Source organism: Marinomonas maritima, from assembly GCF_024435075.2.
GTDB classification, from domain to species: Bacteria; Pseudomonadota; Gammaproteobacteria; order Pseudomonadales; family Marinomonadaceae; genus Marinomonas; species Marinomonas maritima.
Genome location: NZ_JAMZEG020000005.1, coordinates 143,599 through 162,472, shown reverse-complemented (window position 1 = coordinate 162,472; position 18,874 = coordinate 143,599). Strand labels below are relative to the sequence as shown.

The 18,874-nt window shown below is 43.7% G+C and carries 19 protein-coding genes; 7 read left to right on the top strand and 12 right to left on the bottom strand.

Features of this window, described 5'->3' with window-relative positions; translation table 11 throughout:
• Positions 1-9: 9 nt before the first annotated feature.
• The gene (locus tag M3I01_RS18150) at positions 10-816 is read left to right on the top strand and encodes an inositol monophosphatase family protein (protein WP_255897371.1); all 807 of its coding nucleotides are present in this window, start codon (positions 10-12) and stop codon (positions 814-816) included.
• A 97-nt stretch (positions 817-913) separates the two neighbouring features.
• Here the strand turns inward: M3I01_RS18150 and M3I01_RS18145 are convergent, their stop codons facing one another.
• Genes M3I01_RS18145 through M3I01_RS18120 form a run of 6 tightly spaced genes read right to left on the bottom strand, consistent with a single transcriptional unit; the run spans position 914 to position 6,924 of the window.
• Positions 914-1,183 carry an amphi-Trp domain-containing protein gene (locus M3I01_RS18145; RefSeq protein ID WP_255897370.1) on the bottom strand — a complete coding sequence of 90 codons (270 nt, stop codon included), beginning with the start codon at positions 1,181-1,183 and terminating at the stop codon, positions 914-916.
• Positions 1,184-1,188: 5 nt separating this feature from the next.
• Positions 1,189-2,514, bottom strand: a complete 1,326-nt coding sequence (locus M3I01_RS18140; protein ID WP_255897369.1) for a metallophosphoesterase family protein — start codon at positions 2,512-2,514, stop codon at positions 1,189-1,191.
• A 58-nt stretch (positions 2,515-2,572) separates the two neighbouring features.
• Complete coding sequence (locus M3I01_RS18135) at positions 2,573-3,283, bottom strand: histidine phosphatase family protein (protein WP_255897366.1); 711 nt, start codon at positions 3,281-3,283, stop codon at positions 2,573-2,575.
• Positions 3,280-4,383: an HprK-related kinase B gene (locus M3I01_RS18130; protein WP_275565239.1), complete on the bottom strand. Its 1,104-nt coding sequence runs from the start codon at positions 4,381-4,383 to the stop codon at positions 3,280-3,282. The genes M3I01_RS18135 and M3I01_RS18130 overlap by 4 nt, the downstream gene beginning before the upstream one ends.
• Positions 4,380-5,276, bottom strand: a complete 897-nt coding sequence (locus M3I01_RS18125; protein WP_275565238.1) for a GAK system ATP-grasp enzyme — start codon at positions 5,274-5,276, stop codon at positions 4,380-4,382. Before M3I01_RS18125 ends, M3I01_RS18130 begins: the two co-directional genes overlap by 4 nt.
• Positions 5,266-6,924 (bottom strand): phosphotransferase, encoded by a 1,659-nt coding sequence (locus tag M3I01_RS18120; protein ID WP_255897361.1) that lies wholly within the window; start codon positions 6,922-6,924, stop codon positions 5,266-5,268. Before M3I01_RS18120 ends, M3I01_RS18125 begins: the two co-directional genes overlap by 11 nt.
• Positions 6,925-7,126: 202 nt before the next feature.
• Between M3I01_RS18120 and dgt the strand changes: the two genes are divergently transcribed.
• The 4 genes from dgt (at position 7,127) to M3I01_RS18100 (ending at position 11,185) form a co-directional block, all read left to right on the top strand.
• Positions 7,127-8,635 carry a dGTPase gene (gene dgt / locus M3I01_RS18115; protein WP_255897359.1) on the top strand — a complete coding sequence of 503 codons (1,509 nt, stop codon included), beginning with the start codon at positions 7,127-7,129 and terminating at the stop codon, positions 8,633-8,635.
• Positions 8,636-8,660: 25 nt separating this feature from the next.
• A complete protein-coding gene (locus M3I01_RS18110; RefSeq protein WP_255897357.1) occupies positions 8,661-9,299 on the top strand; it encodes a Vat family streptogramin A O-acetyltransferase in 639 nt (212 codons plus the stop codon).
• Between the two features lie 3 nt (positions 9,300-9,302).
• Positions 9,303-9,920 carry a DNA-3-methyladenine glycosylase I gene (locus M3I01_RS18105; RefSeq protein ID WP_255897356.1) on the top strand — a complete coding sequence of 206 codons (618 nt, stop codon included), beginning with the start codon at positions 9,303-9,305 and terminating at the stop codon, positions 9,918-9,920.
• Positions 9,921-10,030: 110 nt separating this feature from the next.
• Positions 10,031-11,185, top strand: a complete 1,155-nt coding sequence (locus tag M3I01_RS18100; RefSeq protein ID WP_255897355.1) for a hypothetical protein — start codon at positions 10,031-10,033, stop codon at positions 11,183-11,185.
• A gap of 381 nt (positions 11,186-11,566) precedes the next feature.
• Here M3I01_RS18100 and M3I01_RS18095 read toward each other — a convergent pair whose 3' ends face one another.
• The 6 genes from M3I01_RS18095 to M3I01_RS18070 all read right to left on the bottom strand — a co-directional run bounded on the left by M3I01_RS18095 (position 11,567) and on the right by M3I01_RS18070 (position 16,664).
• Positions 11,567-11,857 carry a type II toxin-antitoxin system RelE/ParE family toxin gene (locus M3I01_RS18095; RefSeq protein WP_255897354.1) on the bottom strand — a complete coding sequence of 97 codons (291 nt, stop codon included), beginning with the start codon at positions 11,855-11,857 and terminating at the stop codon, positions 11,567-11,569.
• 1 nt (position 11,858) lies between these two features.
• Entirely contained in the window at positions 11,859-12,116 is a 258-nt protein-coding gene (locus tag M3I01_RS18090; protein ID WP_255897353.1) for a type II toxin-antitoxin system Phd/YefM family antitoxin, read from the bottom strand.
• A gap of 384 nt (positions 12,117-12,500) precedes the next feature.
• On the bottom strand, positions 12,501-12,899 hold the full coding sequence (locus tag M3I01_RS18085; RefSeq protein ID WP_275565237.1) for a hypothetical protein: 399 nt from the start codon (positions 12,897-12,899) through the stop codon (positions 12,501-12,503).
• A 328-nt stretch (positions 12,900-13,227) separates the two neighbouring features.
• Complete coding sequence (locus tag M3I01_RS18080) at positions 13,228-14,772, bottom strand: alanine/glycine:cation symporter family protein (RefSeq protein ID WP_275565236.1); 1,545 nt, start codon at positions 14,770-14,772, stop codon at positions 13,228-13,230.
• Between the two features lie 476 nt (positions 14,773-15,248).
• Positions 15,249-15,869: an FMN-binding negative transcriptional regulator gene (locus tag M3I01_RS18075; RefSeq protein ID WP_255897350.1), complete on the bottom strand. Its 621-nt coding sequence runs from the start codon at positions 15,867-15,869 to the stop codon at positions 15,249-15,251.
• A 33-nt stretch (positions 15,870-15,902) separates the two neighbouring features.
• Positions 15,903-16,664 (bottom strand): sulfite exporter TauE/SafE family protein, encoded by a 762-nt coding sequence (locus tag M3I01_RS18070; RefSeq protein WP_275565235.1) that lies wholly within the window; start codon positions 16,662-16,664, stop codon positions 15,903-15,905.
• A gap of 229 nt (positions 16,665-16,893) precedes the next feature.
• Here M3I01_RS18070 and M3I01_RS18065 point away from each other — a divergent pair, with 229 nt between their 5' ends.
• Together M3I01_RS18065 and M3I01_RS18060 are read left to right on the top strand one after the other, a co-directional pair.
• On the top strand, positions 16,894-17,946 hold the full coding sequence (locus tag M3I01_RS18065) for a bifunctional transcriptional activator/DNA repair enzyme AdaA (RefSeq protein ID WP_275565234.1): 1,053 nt from the start codon (positions 16,894-16,896) through the stop codon (positions 17,944-17,946).
• Positions 17,947-18,103: 157 nt separating this feature from the next.
• Positions 18,104-18,514 carry a gamma-glutamylcyclotransferase family protein gene (locus tag M3I01_RS18060; RefSeq protein ID WP_255897347.1) on the top strand — a complete coding sequence of 137 codons (411 nt, stop codon included), beginning with the start codon at positions 18,104-18,106 and terminating at the stop codon, positions 18,512-18,514.
• The last annotated feature ends 360 nt before the right edge of the window (positions 18,515-18,874 follow it).

The following is an 18,874-nucleotide window of genomic DNA, read 5'->3' as shown; positions in this document are numbered from 1 at the left end:
GTACAACTCATGTTTTTAGCTCATAACCTAATAGATCAAGCGGTTCTTGACCGATTCGAGCAAGCCGAAAAAGTGATAAAGGTCGCCGGCGCACAAGCACTAGACTATTTTCGGAATCGAGACAAGTTAGTGGTTGAAACAAAAATGGAGCCCCAAGACGTGGTCAGTATTGCCGACCGTAATGTAGAAACCACCATCATTGAAGGCTTACAAAAACACTTTGCACAAGATGGTTTCCTCGGCGAAGAACAAGGCACCACCAAAGGCGACAACGAGTATTTGTGGGTGATTGATCCAATCGATGGCACAGCGTGTTTCCTCAACGGCATGCACTCTTGGTGTATTTCGATTGCACTGATGGTGAGCAACAAAATCGCGTGCGGTCTGATATTTGATCCAAACAGCAACGAGCTCTTTAGCGCTATCGCGGGTAAAGGCTGTTTTGTGAACGACAAAAGAGTCGAAACGCTCAAGGTAAATTCCGTACAAGAAGGTGTGATGGGAGTGGGAACCTCTCACCGAATTCCATCCTCTCTTTGCGTTAACTTTATCGAAACGCTATTAAATGAAGGCGGTATGTTCATCCGTAATGGCTCTGGCGCGCTCATGCTGGCCTATGTGGCGTCAGGTCGCCTGATTGGTTACTACGAGCCCCATATCAACTCTTGGGACTGCCTAGCAGGTCTCATCATGGTGGACGAAGCCGGTGGCGTAACCAACAATTTTTTAGAAGGAGAAGGGCTACTCAAAGGCAACCCTTTGCTGGTGTCCGCGAGTGGACTCAAAATATCACTCAACAAAATGACAGGCATTTAACACTCTAAACGAATATCTCCCAACTTCGCCGCCTTGCTGTTTTAATCAACAAATAGGCGGATTTTTTTGTGCCTTTTTCTAAAAAATTAAACAGGGCTCAAGACGAGATCATTGGTGCCGTTTTATTCAATCGTTTTGGGCGTTTCTCCCAGCGAACTTTGACTTCAAACTGCTGGCTGTCTTCGTCATCCGACGCGGTTACCTTTAGTCGTAACAAGCCTTTTGGATCAAGCTGTAATGTGCCTTCTTTTTCGTCGCTAAACTCCAGCTTTCCTTTGCAAAGTCCCTTAGAGAGCGCTTTTAGTACATCTTGAATATCGTCTGGATCAAGTAAGGCTTCGTATTTAAATTCTGTTTTCGATTTCATAATGCTTATTCGTAGATCCCTTGTAATTCTTCGGCCGTCATTACTTTGGCCGTTGGATAGTCGCAACTTAGGCCAACGATGCCGGTGTCTTTATCTATTAGTGTCGCGCCGATACCGTAGTGTTTAAGCCCTTCTACTTTGCGTGAATGAGAGTCCAGCGTGATGTCCCCCTCCACATGAACCAATCCCTTTTTAATGGTGATGCGTTGGCCTTGTTGACGGTTGATATGTCCTTGTACCACCACATGAATGCCCGCTTTGTGGATCGCTTCCACGCCACGCGCCGTCAAAGGAAGGTCGGCATCCCGATACTTAGTACGAAACGTATTAGCGATGGAACTGTAGTAAAAGCTGAATAGATCTCGACGTTTCAAATTACGATGAAACGCTTTGTTCGCGTAGCTTGTGCCGCTCTTAAGTAACATTTGCCCCATGCTATCGTCCAGTCCAGCGTGCAGAAATAGAAACGACCCACGCTTAGCAACCAACTCCATTTTGCGGAAAAACCAGTTGAATTCGCCTTTTTTATACAGAAACAACTGCTGACATTTCAGCGAGGTCGCATACACCTGCCGCAAACTTAAGCCAGCAGACTGACAATGTTTTTCGAAACTGTGATTCTTCGTTTCCATTTTACGCACTTCACGATCGATACCTTCTGACGTCAAAAAACCGGCGGCGTGAAATGGAAACTCTTTAAACCAATCGTCTCCAGGGAAAAGCAGCTTACGGCAGGCGTCTTCATCGGGGATTTTTTTGTCCCATTTGGTGTCTGCTAAATATTCGTCAAACACTTCACGAAACAGCGGTACCACTTTCTTTCCCATTCGCACAAAAAAATGCTGGTTGCCCACGTCTTTTTTACGCGCCAACGCCAATAACCCCATTAACAAACGCAAATCGTGATTGCCCGCCAATAAGGTAACTCGCGCTTTTAGTTTATAAAGCTGCTTCACGCTGCGCAGTAATTCAAGATTACTCGGCCCCTTATCCAAACAATCGCCACCGACAATAATTTCCGACTGACGGCCTTTTTTCGTCAAGGTAAGGTGGCCTAATCCGGCTTTCTTTTTACGCTCTGCAACGCCCGCGGCGATCAAAGACGCTTCAAATGCATACGCGTCGGCATGCGGATCGGAAATAAACACCACGGCACGCTTTGGCCAACGTATTTTGTTCTTTTTAAAACGCGATGGCGTTTTATTGGTGGTCAAAACATGACTGTTTACCGAGCTATCATCCCGAGGCCACGACGTCCATTCACTCGGTAAACGAGCCATAATCTCCGTGTGATTAGGACGATCTATGATAGCGGGAATAGGGCTCTGCATACTTGGTTTACCTTTCAAATTAAATTAAATGACAAAACGCTTTTTACATTCGGAATGTTCAATCGAGTACATCATGGATTTGACGCTGTTTCCACTCACCGAAACCTTTTTGTATTGGCTGATCGTTAGCAAATTCCAACACAACGGGATGACCATAAAACATACTTAGCCGTTTAATATCGCAAAATTGTATGACACTTAAATGAAACGCCCCATGACGTATCGATGCCCCATGCCCCACCAACAACTTAACCAAACCATCGCCTTCATGCTTACCTTCATAGATGGCTTGTTGAGATCGCCATGCTTGAATATGATCCGCCACCCTTTGACCGGCCTGTAACAATGACTCGGCACCATCGAAAGGCAAACAATAGTCGCTGTCTGATTTCCAATTTTTTGGCGGTGTGGAAAAACGCGGATCCAGTGCTAAAATCCGTTCGATTTCTTCTACTGGCAAGTTAGCAACGGCGCCAACACTGCGCTCACACAAAGCAGGAAACGACACCACTTGTGGTTCACTATCAAAATGTTCATGTAATTCTTCGGTGTAAATCATCGCCGTCTGCCACGCTCGCAATAAGGTCGACGAATCCACTTGTGGGTCAAGTCGCAAACCATTGTGCGTTAGCCACTCACCAAACGTGCGAGCTTGTTGTCGCACTTCTTGCTCGCCTTCCTCAGTCAGAGGAAAAGGCTGCAAAGCGCTCGGGACATTTTTCAATTGCTCGTAAGCGCCGTGACGAATCAGCGCGATACGAGCACTCATGAGTGATCCAAGGTAGCAATCAAATCATAAGCACGGTCAAAATCGATTTTGCCCGTTAAGCGATAAACCGCCACATTGTCGAGTTCGCTGACATAGTGCGTCACAGAGTCAATGGCCGTGAGGTCCGCAAAAGCGCCGTCTTGATCTTGATAAAAAGGCCCTGGGCGTTTGCGCAGTCCTTCTATCACATCGGCTTGCTGCAATAAATTTACTCGCTCTATTTGTGTCGGTTCCGAGCTGTCCAATGACCAATCGAGCATAATCAGACGAGCCAAATTTCCCGCGAGCTGTACTCGATTTTCACCATAATTGTCTTCGATCTGTACATCGTACTTCTCCTCTAATGACCATAGCTCATTTCGAGGTATTTGGCATAACACGTCTTGCCGAGATTCCGGCAGAATGTGACGCAAACGATCGGAATGCAGTAAGGTGCCCGGGTTCACCCGAGGCAATTTTGCCAAGCCAATCGCGGACGTTCCTTGTTCGGTTTTTTTCAATTCTGTTTTTTTTAGTAAAAGTCGATCATTGGTGAGAAAATCACGCTCTGCGTTTTCAAGACAACGCAGCATCAATGTGGATTTACCACCGCCAGAACCCGCAGCAATGGCCGTTACGTCGCCCTTCACACTAAATGCAGACGCGTGTCCCAGCGTAAAACCTTGGCGCAAATAGTGATTAAGAAACTGGTTGTTAATAAAGTTAATGATCTGCGCCAAATTCGTTACACAAGGGCCCACCGCAATGGCTTTTTCTCTTCGCTGTAAAAAGGCCATGCCCGTTTTGAATTTTTTAATCCAACGGCCGTCCACGACATCAAGAAAGCCTTCTTTTCGACCTTGCTTGTCCGCTTCTCTAGGCACTTCTAACCAATCCAAATCATCGCCAATAACGCTTTGTTCTATGACATACAGATCCAACGACGTCGTGCTCGTTTTGGTTTTTAAATAACTACGATAATAATCAGCCAAAGCAGCGAGTAACATGGCTTCATTGGAATGCACCGTGATAGACAACTCTGCAAACGTCAGGCGAATATCATGAACACAATGGGTCAGCCCTTCATCCACATGGGATAGGTTCAATAATGTTTTAATCATGCTTTGGTGATCTCCTTCAAAATATAGTCGGCGTACACACTGGCCGCGTCGATATTACAACCTTCCAACGCGCCCTTAAAACCACCGAATGCCGACACTTCAAACACCACAGGGCCTTGATCCGTCAAGGCGATATCGACGGTAGTGAAGCTCAAGTCATAACAAGATTGCGCTCGACGGCCTAGTTCAATCAGTGCCGCATCAGGTTCAAACAATTCATATTTTCCACCACTGTTAATCGTGGTATTCCAAGAGTCTTTATTGCCAACACGGGCATAAGTACAAAGGTATTCACCACCAACAAACACCATGCCCAGATCACGACCATCCAATTTCACGGTTTGCTGAATGTAATAAATGGTCTGACTCTGGCGATACGCGTCCAATGCGTTGCGAACAAATTCGTCGCTGTCGTCTTTGGTCAGCATAATCATGCCGCGTGCTTTGGTGGAGTACAGCGGCTTCAAAATCGCAGAACCAAATTCTCGCACTGTCGTAAACGCTTGCTCTACGCTTTCGGTGACACGTGTTTTTGGCATCGGAATATGGCCTTGCTGCAACGCCAATGTGCCGCTCAATCGATTCACCAAGTTACCAACACTCTGCGTTGGACTAAACATTTTCACGCCAGCACGTTCCGCATAAGACAGCATGTGGATACGGTCTTCTGTCGCAGGTGAATACACCTCGCTGATTTTTTTGATAATCAAGCCATCCAACGTCATTAGGTCGAGGTCTTGATACATTAGTTGCTGAGTGTCTAAACGCAATTCGACCTGATTCATGTCAATCACCGCACGAAATCCCGTGCGCTCTTCTAATCGATCGGCCAACACTTCCGTAGACCATTTCCCCGGGATACCAATGACCCCGATTTTTGGCTTATTCAACATAAATTTCCTTCAGTGGTAAGGTAAATGTCTGAGCTTGTTCTGGCGTCAGCTTCGCTAAATGTTCCAGCAAATACCGAGCACGTAAATGCATACGAGACGCCAGTTTTTTATCAAAAATAAAACGTGTGGAGGTCGCAAATGAACGCGCCAAACCTGCGGCTAATCGCACTTCAAACGTGGCGTCTTGTTGTCGATTAGCGAAGCGTCGCCCAAAACGATACACGGCTTTGGCACTTTCCATCATTTGCTTTCGCGTCGTGCCGCTGAGCACCTGCAAGCGATAGATAGACACCATTAACACCGACAAATCCTGCACATAATCAAAGTAAGACGCGCGATGCAGATCGATAAAATAAATACGCTGTTCAACATCATCATAGATTAAATTATCAACATTAAAGTCACCATGAGTCAGCACCGAAAAGGGCACACGCCATTGCACTTCTTGTGTGGCAACCCTTTCCACCAATTCATCAAAACTGGTACTCACATAGCCACAAATACGTTCTTCGTCTTTAAAAAATTCAGGATGAACCCTGCGACTGTCGCCAATCCGTTTTTGCAGCTGAAGCATAAACTTTGCCGTACACGGTTCTGGCGTTAACGTGGTTTTCCACGTCCGGTTGAGTGTTTTAAACAAAATGTTAAGGGCGGCCTGTACGCCGTCTTTGTCACCATCAAGCAACAGTTTTTCTAACGTTTTGCCCGGAATATGCTCGATTAACAAAGACGATTGCTCATTCTCTTCGCCATTCTTCGGCCTTCCTGTTTGAGAAAGAACGCTGGGCGCAAGCCGAGGGTCGATAGTGCGCCAATGGTTCACACCCGCCACTTCCTCATCAATTTTGATGCGATCTCCCTCTTTGTAGACCGCGAGCACATTTTTTCCGGACTCACTTTTATGCGAGATCGCTGCAATCGCACTGCCAGACCGAGTTAATGCTAAACGCCTGACTTTTAGATCTTTCAAGTTGTAGTTAAGGTTAGACGCACTGTCCAATAAATGAGGGTAATTCTGCAAGGTCGCAACTTGGCCAAGATCGGCCTTAATCAAAGCTTCCGCCACCACACTCAGTTGCTCAATCAATCGCTTTAAACCAACATTGCTTAAAATCGACGCTTGTAACTGCTCATCGCTCAAGGTTAATTTGGCTTGTAATGTCTGTGCTTGCAGTTCGTTGTAGCTGGCGAGCAGCTTATGTGTGCGTCGACCTAACTTGATTCCAGTGCGACGCCGATTATCGGCCACACCGACTTTAACGAGTCGCAAAGCACGTCGTATGCGCTTAACCAATTTACAACAATCTTGACCGGTAGGATGTTCATAGGGCGCACTTAACGTTCCTTCACGCACACAATCAAAACAATGCTTGGTCAGCATTTCGAGGGCGATCACCAAAGAGTGCATTCCGTTCACTTGTGCATGAAACGTCGTATTGGCTTTACGGCGCTCTAATAAGCGAGCCGTTTCAATGTCTGCTTTCTCACGCAGCGCTTGAACATAGCCGCGTCGGCCACGAATATTGGACAGCAATCCGGTAGCGCTTGATGTGAAAAACAGTTCTACTATATGGCAATGTGTTTCAACTTCATTCAAGAGAAAATGAACATGTTCTTGAAGCGTCAATAAAACGGGGTTTGAAGGCATAAATATTTGTGACCTTAATACATTACTTCAGACTATACAGATACTAGAAAACATCTAGATGACAGTTATGTTACAGGGTAATGTAAAGTCGGCGAAATCGCATAAAATAGGCTAAAAAATCGTCAAATAGAGATGACCTAACAATAAAAAACTGGTTACTATCCAAAGTAGTCATACTAAACATAGGTCAAGGATGCTCACAATGCCGATCAATTTTAGACAAAAAATCCGCTCTAACCGCCAACATAACAGCCTCAACTCCAGCGATGATGAGCAAGCGGCTTTATGGCACTTTGAAAGTGATCGCGGCCGCATTATCAATTCCGCCGCCATCCGCCGCTTGCAGCAGAAAACCCAAGTTTTCCCGTTAGAACGCAACGCCGCGGTGCGAAGTCGTTTAACGCATTCCATGGAAGTTCAACAAGTCGGACGCTTTATCAGTCAGCAAATCGTTAAAAAACTGGGCAAAGACAAACGACAAGAATATGGATTAGAAGACTTAGAGCGCCAATTTGAATCTATCGTCGAAATGTCTTGTCTTATGCATGATGTCGGTAACCCATCTTTTGGTCATTTTGGTGAAGAAGCGATAAAACAATGGTTCCATGACCACATCACAGAACTTTTCGAACGAGAAGACATAAAAGACTCAGATGAAATGCTATCACCACTGAAACAAGATACAGGCAGCTTTGAGGGCAATGCGCAGGCCTTGCGTATCGTTCATTCACTCCAAACGCTTAATTTAACCTACACGCAAATGTCCGGCATTATTAAATACACTCGACGAGCTGATCAGGACAAACCCAAAGAAGAAGAAAATGACCCACAAAGCTACTTGAAAAAGAAAGTTGGCTTTTATCTGAGTGAAGTTCCCATTATCAAAGACATCAATAAAGCACTGGAAATACAAGAAGGTTGTCGCTCGCCATTTGCCTATGTGATGGAAGCCGCAGACGATATTTCCTACTGTATTGCCGACATCGAAGACGCTGTGGAAAAAGGCATTCTGAAATTTGATGAACTCCTCGGCAAGCTAAAAGAAGAGTTTATTGAGCAAAGCCAACGCTACTCAGTGAAAGATAACGAAAAAAGCTTAATGGAAGAGCTAATTAAAAAATCCAAAGAACGCTACATAGTATCCAATATCGTAGGCGATTTTTTCGTCTCTTTTCGTGTTGCGATTAACACTCGCGCGGTTGAACACGCCAGTAATCAGTTTAAAAACAACATTGAAGCCATATTCAACGGCACATACAATCAGGCCTTGGTAGAAGACAAAAGCACCTGTCATGCTCTACTAGAAACCCTCAAAGCCGTGGCCTTTAAATACGTTTTCAGCGCCAAAGAAGTTCAAAAACGCGAATTACAAGGTTATCGAATCATCACTGGTTTATTAGACATCTACAAACCACTGCTCACGTTAGACAAAAATACCTTCACTCGTATCATCAACAAAGCAAAAGAAACGCCCATTTATGAGACTCGATTGTGCAATAAGCTTTCAGGCAAACATCTCGCCGCTTACCAACAAGCCATTGAAAAACTAACGGGCTTTAAAAATCACTTCAAAGGCAGCGAACTTGAAGCCATCAGCGACAATGCTTGGGAGTTCTACTTCCGTTGCCGTTTAATCCAAGACTACATCAGTGGCATGACAGACCAATTCGCCTACGACGAATACCGCGCCTTGCATGTGATTGACAGTTAACAACACCAGTGGAATAGGACAACAAATGAAAGGACCAAACCCAGATAACAAAGAACCTATGAATGGATTCCCACAAGTGGGTTATCTTAAAAATTTCATTAGCCGTGACAATATCATTGTCGGCGATTACACCTACTATGACGATCCTGACGGGCCTGAACGCTTCGAAAAAAATGTGCTTTATCAGTTTGATTTTATTGGGGATAAATTAATTATCGGCAAGTTTTGTGCTATCGCAAAAGACGTCAAATTCATCATGAATGGCGCAAACCACGCCAATGCAGGGTTCTCGACTTATCCGTTTTACATCTTCGGCAATGGCTGGGAAAAAGCCGCGCCCAAAGAAGGTGATCTCCCCTATAAAGGTGATACGACAGTAGGAAACGATGTGTGGATTGGCTACGACGCCACCCTCATGCCCGGCGTCACCGTCGGAAACGGCGCCATCATCGCCAGCAAATCTGTGGTCACTGCTGATGTTCCCGCTTACAGCGTCGTCGGAGGCAACCCTGCAAAAATCATCAAATATCGCTTTGATGACAGTACGATTCAAACATTACAAAACATGGCTTGGTGGAATTGGAGCGCAGAGAAAATCACCCGACACCTAGACGCGATCGTCGGCGCTGATTTGAGCCGTTTACAAGCCGCAAAAGACGACTGACCCATGACTAAAATCATGACAGACGATAACCACCGCTGCGCATGGGCGAGCTCTGCACCAGACTTCCCTGATTACCACGATACGGAATGGGGCTTTCCTATTGATGACGATCGGCGTTTGTTTGAAAAGCTCTGCCTAGAAACGTTTCAATCAGGCCTGAGCTGGCGAACCATTCTGACTAAGCGCGAAAATTTTCGTCGCGCGTTTTATCATTTCGACTTCAACAAAGTGGCGTTATTTGATGATGACGATGTCGAAAAACTGCTTAATAACAAAGGGATTGTGCGAAATAAACGCAAGATTCTCGCCGTCATCAACAACGCTAAACGCGCAATAGAAATGATAGAAATAGAAGGATCTTTGGCGGCGTTTTTATGGCGTTACGAACCCAACGCAAGCACCCTTCCCCCACCAGAAACGCAAACGATCTGCGAAGAGTCTGTCGCCCTTTCGAAAGAACTTAAAAAGCGTGGCTGGCAATTTGTCGGCCCAACAACACTGTACGCCTTCATGCAGTCCATGGGACTCATCAACGACCATGCCGAAGGATGTTTTATGCGAGAAGAAATAGACAAAGCAAGAAAGGTGTTTAAAAGGCCGCGAGCACTGAAGAACTACTGAAGAACTGAAGATGATGCTTTTTAAAAGGATTACCCTAAAGGCGAACTTGCCGATGATCGAAAAACAATCTATCTTTGTCAGGAAATCGTAAATAAAAAAGGCAAGCTGTTATGCGCTCTCTACTCTATCTTATTTTTATTTCACTATTAACCGCTTGCTCAAACACTCAACTCAATGTGGTGGATAGTCTAACCGTCTCCGCTCAGAACGATGGCGTTGGAATGCACCCTTCCAAGTGGTTTATCCAAGGCCACCCATTACAAACAACCTATGTTTCTTTGAATGGGCAACTAGGGCTAAGGGTCGGACAAGTTTGTGTCGCAAGTGGCTATCGCTCTCCTTTCACGTCTAACTGCCTCAGTACGCTAGATTTTTCGACGACTACAAACGAAAACCCAAATTCAGGATATAAAGGAAGAATTTATCAAGAATATTACCCTTCTAAAAGCGATGAGATGTCTCCAAGTAAAACCATTGCAGATCTACTTAAAGCCATCACCGAAGAAAAGAAATTATCTTTAAAATACGTCACTTCAAATACACATTTTTTAACCTGTTTGACGAATCACCCAATTCAAGACGCAAAGAATATAACCTCTGATGAAAAACGGCAGGCACTATCGGCTTGCGCGACAGAGAGAGAAACAAAAGAAAATGCGCTACTGGCATTACAAGAAGCCAGCTTGAAAGTAGAAGCGCTCGCCATCGCACCCAATCAAATAGTCTATAACTGGGCAGAAAACCATGAGTTGAAAAGTGGAGTGGTTGTTCAATCAGAGTCAAATTCGGCAACCGTAAACTCAAATAAAAAGGCCTCTGGTTATACTGTAATAAAGGGTCTAATTATTGAACGCTATCAGATGTCTTGCTCTGAACTAGGATTACTCCAAAAGCGCCCCGACGCTGGCCGATTAAAAATCGTTACCATGACCTTGGCGGCAGAAGAGCTGTATTACAACGCTAACGAGGAAGCTAGCCTTTCTTTAAATGCCGCATTTTCATTCACCCCAGATGAACTCAAAATGCTCTCTAAACTACTGGACAAAGATGGGAAAGCACTAAAATTAGACATTCAAGCCAGCATAAATGCCAGTAGAACCATTGCATCCAAAGGGTATTTAACCAAACCAGAGATTACCCTTAATAACTATAAAAGCATCACTATACCGGCGACTTTCGAAGCCAAAAAAATGACCAGTTCAATTAAACCAAGCCTAACCTATTACGCAGTATTGTCAGACGTAGACACGCTCGCCTGCAATTAATCAAAACACCGCCATAAATCCTCAGTGATAGGCACCTATCACGGAGCGGTTTTTATTCCCCTTATGTAAGACCGCCATTTTTCGCACTCACACTGTGAAAAGCCAATCATTGAATCGAAACATTTTCTGGCCTGAACGTCGTTTGTTGCTGGTCACAGCAATGCACGATAACCCAGACATTAGCCCGAGTACGAAGTAGCGTGTTTTGAAAGAGACAGGGTTACTAATTAAAAGGCACCGATGCGGCGAAAATCGCCAATGTAGATCTGCATGGTCTTCGTTCACACGTCAAACACCAAGAATTGAATGCACTGAACCGTGGAAAAGATTGGTAATGGCTTTTGCATCAGCAGTTTTAAACTGTCGAATTTCCATAGGGCATCAGTTTTTACTCAATTCAATGATATAACGCCGGACGTCTCTTTCCTGACGCAGTACGTACAAAATATAAACGTCATCATTTTGAATTTTATAGAAAACTCTACAGGGATTAACAATGACTTCCCGATAGTTGAATTCGTTAAGTTCTTCTGGAATACGGCCTGACAAAGGGAATACATCCAGCCTATCAACAGTCGCAAAAATATTTTTCACAAGTGCTCTAGCCGCCTGTGGGTTAGATAGTGCAATGTATTCGGCTAGTTCGTTTACGTTCTCAAGGGCTGCGTCCATGTTACTTGAGCCATTTAGACATTCTCTCCTTAGCGTCATCATTAGAAAGCGTTCGTCCATCCTGTATCGTTGCTTCCCCGCGGACTATGCCTTCTAATATTTTCATGCGCTCAAGCATAAATTCATAATCTGAAACATCAAGAAGATAGGCTGATGGCTGACCATGTTCTGTAATCAGCACGGGCTCTTTCGTTTGATGAAGATCCGCTAAGATTTTGGTCGCCTGCCTTTTAAGGGTTGTTACTAGCTCAGTTTTCATAAAATAAACGACCTTAAAAATCAGAAAATATCACTCGATATAGGTTCAAGCCTTTTAGCAATACACATCGATACCAAAAAATCGGACGAGATACGCTTTCCGTGAAACAGTCAAATGCGCGGGTTTTGTAGAAAAAGTGTCGCGTGATTTGGGTATGACACATTAATAAAAACTGAAAACCTTATTCAAACCACACAACTAACTACATTTGGATCTTTATTTGTGAAGGCGTACATGCCGGAAACACTTGATTTATTTAAAGACTAAAAGCAGATCAAAGACCTGTATATTCTTTATTATATTGGTCTTTACTGATATTAACTTAAAATATTCTAGTAGATCATCACTTTGATTCAAAAAAGGCCGATGGCTAGCCTTCTATTCTTATAGAATAATTTCCTTGCAGTAGTCTCTGACCTCAATATGTAAAAACGCTTCTAATAACGAGGCGTCATGCTCTATTTGCTGTAGGTCATTATGGTTCAGGATGTTAATTCTGCGACCATGTTGAGTCAGTAAGTTCAGTTCATAACAAGGGTAATTTAGCCCATGCTTACGTTTAATAATTTTGTTGTTTATTTGAAAGGAAACAATGTTCTGTAACTGAACATTATGATCTTTATGGTTATTAAAGATACCTAATCGCTTATTAAAGCTGGAGTGACGCAGGAAAGGTCTAATAAGGGAAAATCCAAACGTTGTAATCGCAATACCAAAGCCACCTAAAAAAATGACAAGGTCGTATTTCGTTGAAAACCCAAAAATGTATAGTGAAAGCCCCATTAAAAAACACCCCACTACAATATATATGACACAAAACGACATCGCGATGAGTGTTGGCCTTATGTAGACAGTATCGTTATAGATAAAGAGTTTGTGCGATAGAAAATCAGGTCCATCCTTAAGAATGCTTCGCTCTAGATTAACAACACAAGAATCATTTTCGTTCATATTTTTCTCTATCGTGCAGATATATTAATGACACTTTTTAATGATGAAACTAACGTATAAAAAAACCCACGGTAGTGGGCTTTTATAATACTTAATTACTTAATTACTTAATTACTTAATTACTTGATTACTTGATTACTTAATAACGTTTATACCGTGATTATTTCTCGTACGTTTTGATCTCACCAGACTTCACGCGAGCAATAAACGATGCCAATTCTTTCTTAACAATAGGCATCAAGAAGTATAAGCCGATAATGTTAAAAATAGACATTGCGAAGATAGCCGCATCAGAGAAGTCGATAACCGCACCAAACTGGATAGTGGCACCAATAACAACAAAAACACAGAACATCAGTTTAAAGACCAATTCGATTTTCTTACCTTCACCGAACAAGTAAGTCCATGCTTTCAATCCGTAGTATGACCAAGAAATCATCGTAGAGAATGCAAACATCACAACCGCTAACGCTAGTAAGTACTTAAATACGCCAGCTGTTTCAGTAAATGATGCTGCGGTCAGAGTTACACCTGTTAAACCGCTGCCATCGAATGGACCCACGTTCAAGCCTGCAATTGTGATAACCAAAGCGGTCATTGTACAAATCACAACCGTATCGATGAACGGCTCTAACAATGATACTAGACCTTCCGTAATAGGCTCTTTTGTTTTAACCGCAGAGTGAGCAATCGCTGCTGAACCAACACCGGCTTCATTCGAGAATGTTGCTCGTTTCAAACCTTGAATCAATGCACCAATAAAACCACCAGCAACACCAGCACCGGTAAATGCACCTTCAAAAATAGCACTGAATGCAGCGCCAACTTGGCTAATATTCGCAAGAATGACAATGATCGCCATACCTATATACAAACCCGCCATCCACGGAACAATTCGCTCTGTTACCGATGCAATTGATGGCATACCACCAACGATAACCGAGAATACTAAAGCAGCAAGTACAAGACCTGTAATAACGCCGTATTCGCTTGGAACATCAAAAGCGTAAGTAAGCATGGCGTGAGCTTGGTTAGCTTGGAACATGTTACCGCCACCTAACGCGCCTAGAATACACATTAGCGCAAAACCAATGGCCAATACTTTACCTAAACCGCCTAAGCCTTTTTCAGCAAGACCTTGGCTTAAGTAATACATTGGACCACCAGAGATAACACCTGATGGTAAAACCGTTCTGTATTTCACACCTAAAGTACACTCACAAAACTTAGATGCCATACCTAGAAGACCACATACGATCATCCAGAAAGTCGCACCCGGTCCACCAATAGCCAACGCTGCACCAACACCGGCAATATTACCAAGACCAACCGTACCTGACAGCGCCGTTGTTAACGCTTGGAAGTGGGATACTTCACCGTCTTCTTTAGCATTAGGGTCAGTGTATTTGCCCTTTACGATATCAATCGCCATGCCAGCACGTTTAAACTGAACAAAGCCAAAGTAAAGAGTAAAGATCAGAGCGGCTAGCAATAACCAACCAACAATGATTGGAAAGCCCACCTCACCAATTGGTACGCTTTTAAAAATTAAACCGACAAACCAACCAGTATAATCGTTAAAAAATCCGTCGACACTTTCACTGAATGAAGCAATGCTTTGCTTAAACGAGCTTGCTTCTTCAGCAAAAGCACTTGTACTAAAGGCGACTAAACAGCCTAAAAAAAATTCTCTTATTAATTTCATTTTCTCTCCTAATGTAATAGTAAGTATTTTCCATACATGTATTTTTTGATATCTTTTTAAAGCTGCTGCATGGTGATGACTTTCGACAGCGCCTAAAAGGCGTCATAGATAATTGGAAGTTTTATAGAATAAAAAGTGATCGAGCTACTTACTATTTATTCTATAAAATATCCTTAGGGTATCTATGTATAAGAAATGATGCCGGACATAAAAATACGATTTGAATCATGCACTTAAAATCAAACCTTTAGCTGGTTGCACCAATTTGATTCAACCACTCTCGTAATATGCCCTTTTTTATAAAAATAAGCAAAAAATGTGCATTTTTTTATTTATCCCTGAACCTAGCGGCCTTTCAACATAGACAAGATAAATGAATTGACTTCAATGAGAGATACAAAATAGAGCTGACTGCGCCTTGTAAAATGCCGCCTTTAGCATTGAAAAGTAGCCTTAGATAATGGACAGAGATAAAATTAATTAACCTTTTGAATCAGCTCCGCCATAGAATGCTTTGTTGTGGTTAAACCCTCTCGTACACCACTTTTATTCTCATCACTTTGGTTTTGGCTGAGTTTGAATTTACCTTGTATGTCCGTCACTTCTATTTCTACTCCAACAACAGCAGCTTGCAGTCTATCTATGTATTCCTGTGGTGCATCGGACATTGACCAAGGGGCAGACTGGGTTTGCTCATGTATGTTGGTGAGTTTTTCTAACAGTGCCAGTTTCCACTCAACGTCATGAATGAATTCGATTGAGCCTTTGACATGAACAGCTTGATAGTTCCACGTAGGGACGGCTTTGCCATCACGTTGTTTCGATGGGTACCAGTTGGGTGAGATATAGGCATTCTCACCTTGGAATATGACCAACACATCGGCTTTGTTCGCGACTTTTTGCCAAAGTGTATTTGCTTTGGCGATGTGTCCCTGTAGGAACACTTTGCTGTCAGCATCGACGTGAACCCTCATAGGTATATGATCGGCGTTTAAGCCCTCTGTGCCATTGGTCACTAGGGAAGCGAAAGGAAATGCGTTAATAAATTCAAGCAACTCAGCTTGATCCTTCACTTCGAAATGTTTTGGTGCGTACATTGATGGCTTATCCTTTATTCAGAATACAAATAGTCAATCACTCAATAACGCCGCGGCACTGCCACACACCGTCATGATGAAAAGGAACCATTTGAGGTGATTTGGGTTGGCTTTAATCGCCATTTTTACCGCAAGATAAGAACCTAACATGGTGCCAGAAGCGAGTATTAAACCGGGAATCCAGAGGATTTGGTCATTCCAGATAAACACCCCCAACGCCAGTGCAGTGAAGCCCAGTGTACAGACCATTTTTAACGCATTGGTGCGAACAAGGTCGTAGCGCAATGTGCCTGCTAGCGCTGCAATTAAAATAAAACCCACCCCCGCTTGGACAAATCCACCGTAAATACCGGCAATAAACAGAGCGATCCACGCGCTCGGCTTTTCACTTACTTTAAAAGGTACAGTGCCTTCTGGCGGAGCGATTAAGGTAGGACGAATGATCATAATTAACGTCATGCCGATCATCGCGCTTAGCAACAGCGGCTTAAGCCATGTTTCGGGTGCGTAACTCGCGGCAAACGCACCGACCACGCCACCCAATAAAGACGGAATCATCACCGGCATGATGTCCGCAGTGTCGAGCTTTTTGGCTTGGCGAAAACCAAATGTGGCGGTGACATTCTGTAAGAACACGCCAACGCGATTGGTCGCATTGGCGATGTCGGCAGGCATGCCCATGACCATTAACGCCGGTAACGTTAAATTAGAACCGCCACCCGCCAGTGTATTTATAATGCCAGCAATAAACCCCGTTCCAATCAAAAGTGAAATGGTAAATAGACTGTAATCCATAACATCGTCCTAAAAAGACCCGTATGCGAGTCAGAAAAGTATCAAAAGAGAGAACGAATAATAAGGAGTATCAGACAGAGTGACAAAGGATTCTTCACGCTATTTAACTAAACATGCTCTTCGATAGAAAATTAAAAATGCTCGTCCAGTTTTCGGTTGTTGCGAACAAGTAAATCACGCTAACCTGACTCAGTGGCATTTAAACTGATAACCAGCAACGGACAAAAACATGTTAATAACAAATGAGAAGCAAGCCGACGGTTATTATCAAGCCTTGTTGAGTCGAGAACCTAGTTACGTGGGTGTGTTTTTTGTCGGCGTCAAAACCACGTCGATTTTTTGTATTGCGACGTGTCGAGCCCGTAAACCAAAGCGTGAGAACGTACTGTTTTATACTCATTTTAAAGACGCAATGGACGCCGGATTTCGTCCTTGTAAAGTCTGCCGTCCAACAGAGAATGCGCATGAAGCACCTGATGAAGTGAAAGCCGCAATGGATTTGGTACGAGACTGCACCAAAGCAAAAATCACCGATCAGCAATTAAGAGAAGCCAACATACGACCGATCTTTGTTCGACGTTGGTTTAATCAACATTACGGCATGACGTTTCAAACCTTTCAGCGCATGTATCGTATTAATTATGCGTTTCAGGAATTGAAAACAGGGAAAAGTGCGACTAACGCTGCATTGGATTCAGGCTACGACTCTTTGAGTGGTTTCGGTTACACTTTTAAAAAAATACTCGGCCATTCGCCGACCCTTAATTTGGAGAATCCAGTGATTCTAATCGACCGACTTACCACACCGATTGGTCCTATGTTTGTGTGCGCCACGGACGACGGTATTTGCTTGCTAGAATTTGTTGATCGACGCATGTTAGAAACCGAATTTGAAGATTTACAGCGTCGTCTAAAAGCCCCTATTGTCGCGGGTGAAAACGCACATACGAAGCAACTCAAACAAGAGTTAGAAGAATACTTCTTAGGCAACCGACAACATTTCACCGTGCCGCTTCACACGCCTGGCACCGACTTTCAGAATGGCGTCTGGCAAGCGCTTGGCACAATTCCTTATGGCGAAACCGCAAGTTATCAAGAACAAGCCACACGCTTAAATAACCCCAAAGCGGTTCGAGCTGTCGCTCGCGCTAATGGTATGAATCGCATTGCCATTGTCATTCCTTGCCATCGGGTGATTGGCAAAGACGGCAGTTTAACCGGATACGCAGGCGGATTAGAACGAAAGCGCTGGTTACTCGACCATGAAAAAAACCACTGCTGATGAACAGATCTGCTTACAAAACTGCGTCTCAGGGCTCGTAGTTTCATGAATACATCAAGGTTGTGTCATGGCAATGTAATTTCCCTCTACAGAGCTTGAAATGCACTCTAAGCAAGTCCATCGTGTGCACTTTGATAGCTATAAGATGGAATTCAACATGCCCACCAACATTGTCGCTGTATATGGAACTCTTCGCGAAGGTTTAAACAATCATACGTTAATTTCGGAATGCAAACGCATCGGTCTTGGCTGGTTGACGGGCTTCCGTATGCACAATTTAGGCGATTTCCCAGGCATTGTATCAACCCATGACGACGGTGGTCGAATTCGGGTGGAATGGTATGACGTATCGGATGAGATTTTAGAAGAACTTGATCGGCTTGAAGGCTACGATCCAAATGCGGTAGACACTTCAATGTACATTCGAAAACGTATTTTTTCGCCGTATGGTCGAGGCTGGATTTACCTTTACAACAAATCTTTAGACAACGCGCCCTACATGGAAGCAGGCGACTGGACACGATTTTCTAGAACAACGATGACTCACCAAGGCACACAATCCATGTAGCCAAGACATACAACATAACCTTTCGTCAATGTACCCATACTTTCCCAAACGATGATCACTAACAAGGTGTTGGTTTTTGACGAAACACGGGGCACATCATTCTATTTATTAAATGTACCTGTGCGTTTTTGGGTATAGTCCTCATACGAGTCATTGTATTGACTCATGCAATCATCGTATTGGGTCGATTTTAAGCGGTCACACGAACTGGCATGGCTGTATTGTAAATTGCCGTATAGCTCTTTTTTACTACAGCCAACCACCGCCACAATAAAAAAAATTGCGAGTAGAGTTTTCATGGTACGAAGTGAACCTTTCCGATTTAAATTTAGGAAAGGTTAGCACGTCAAAAACGCCATT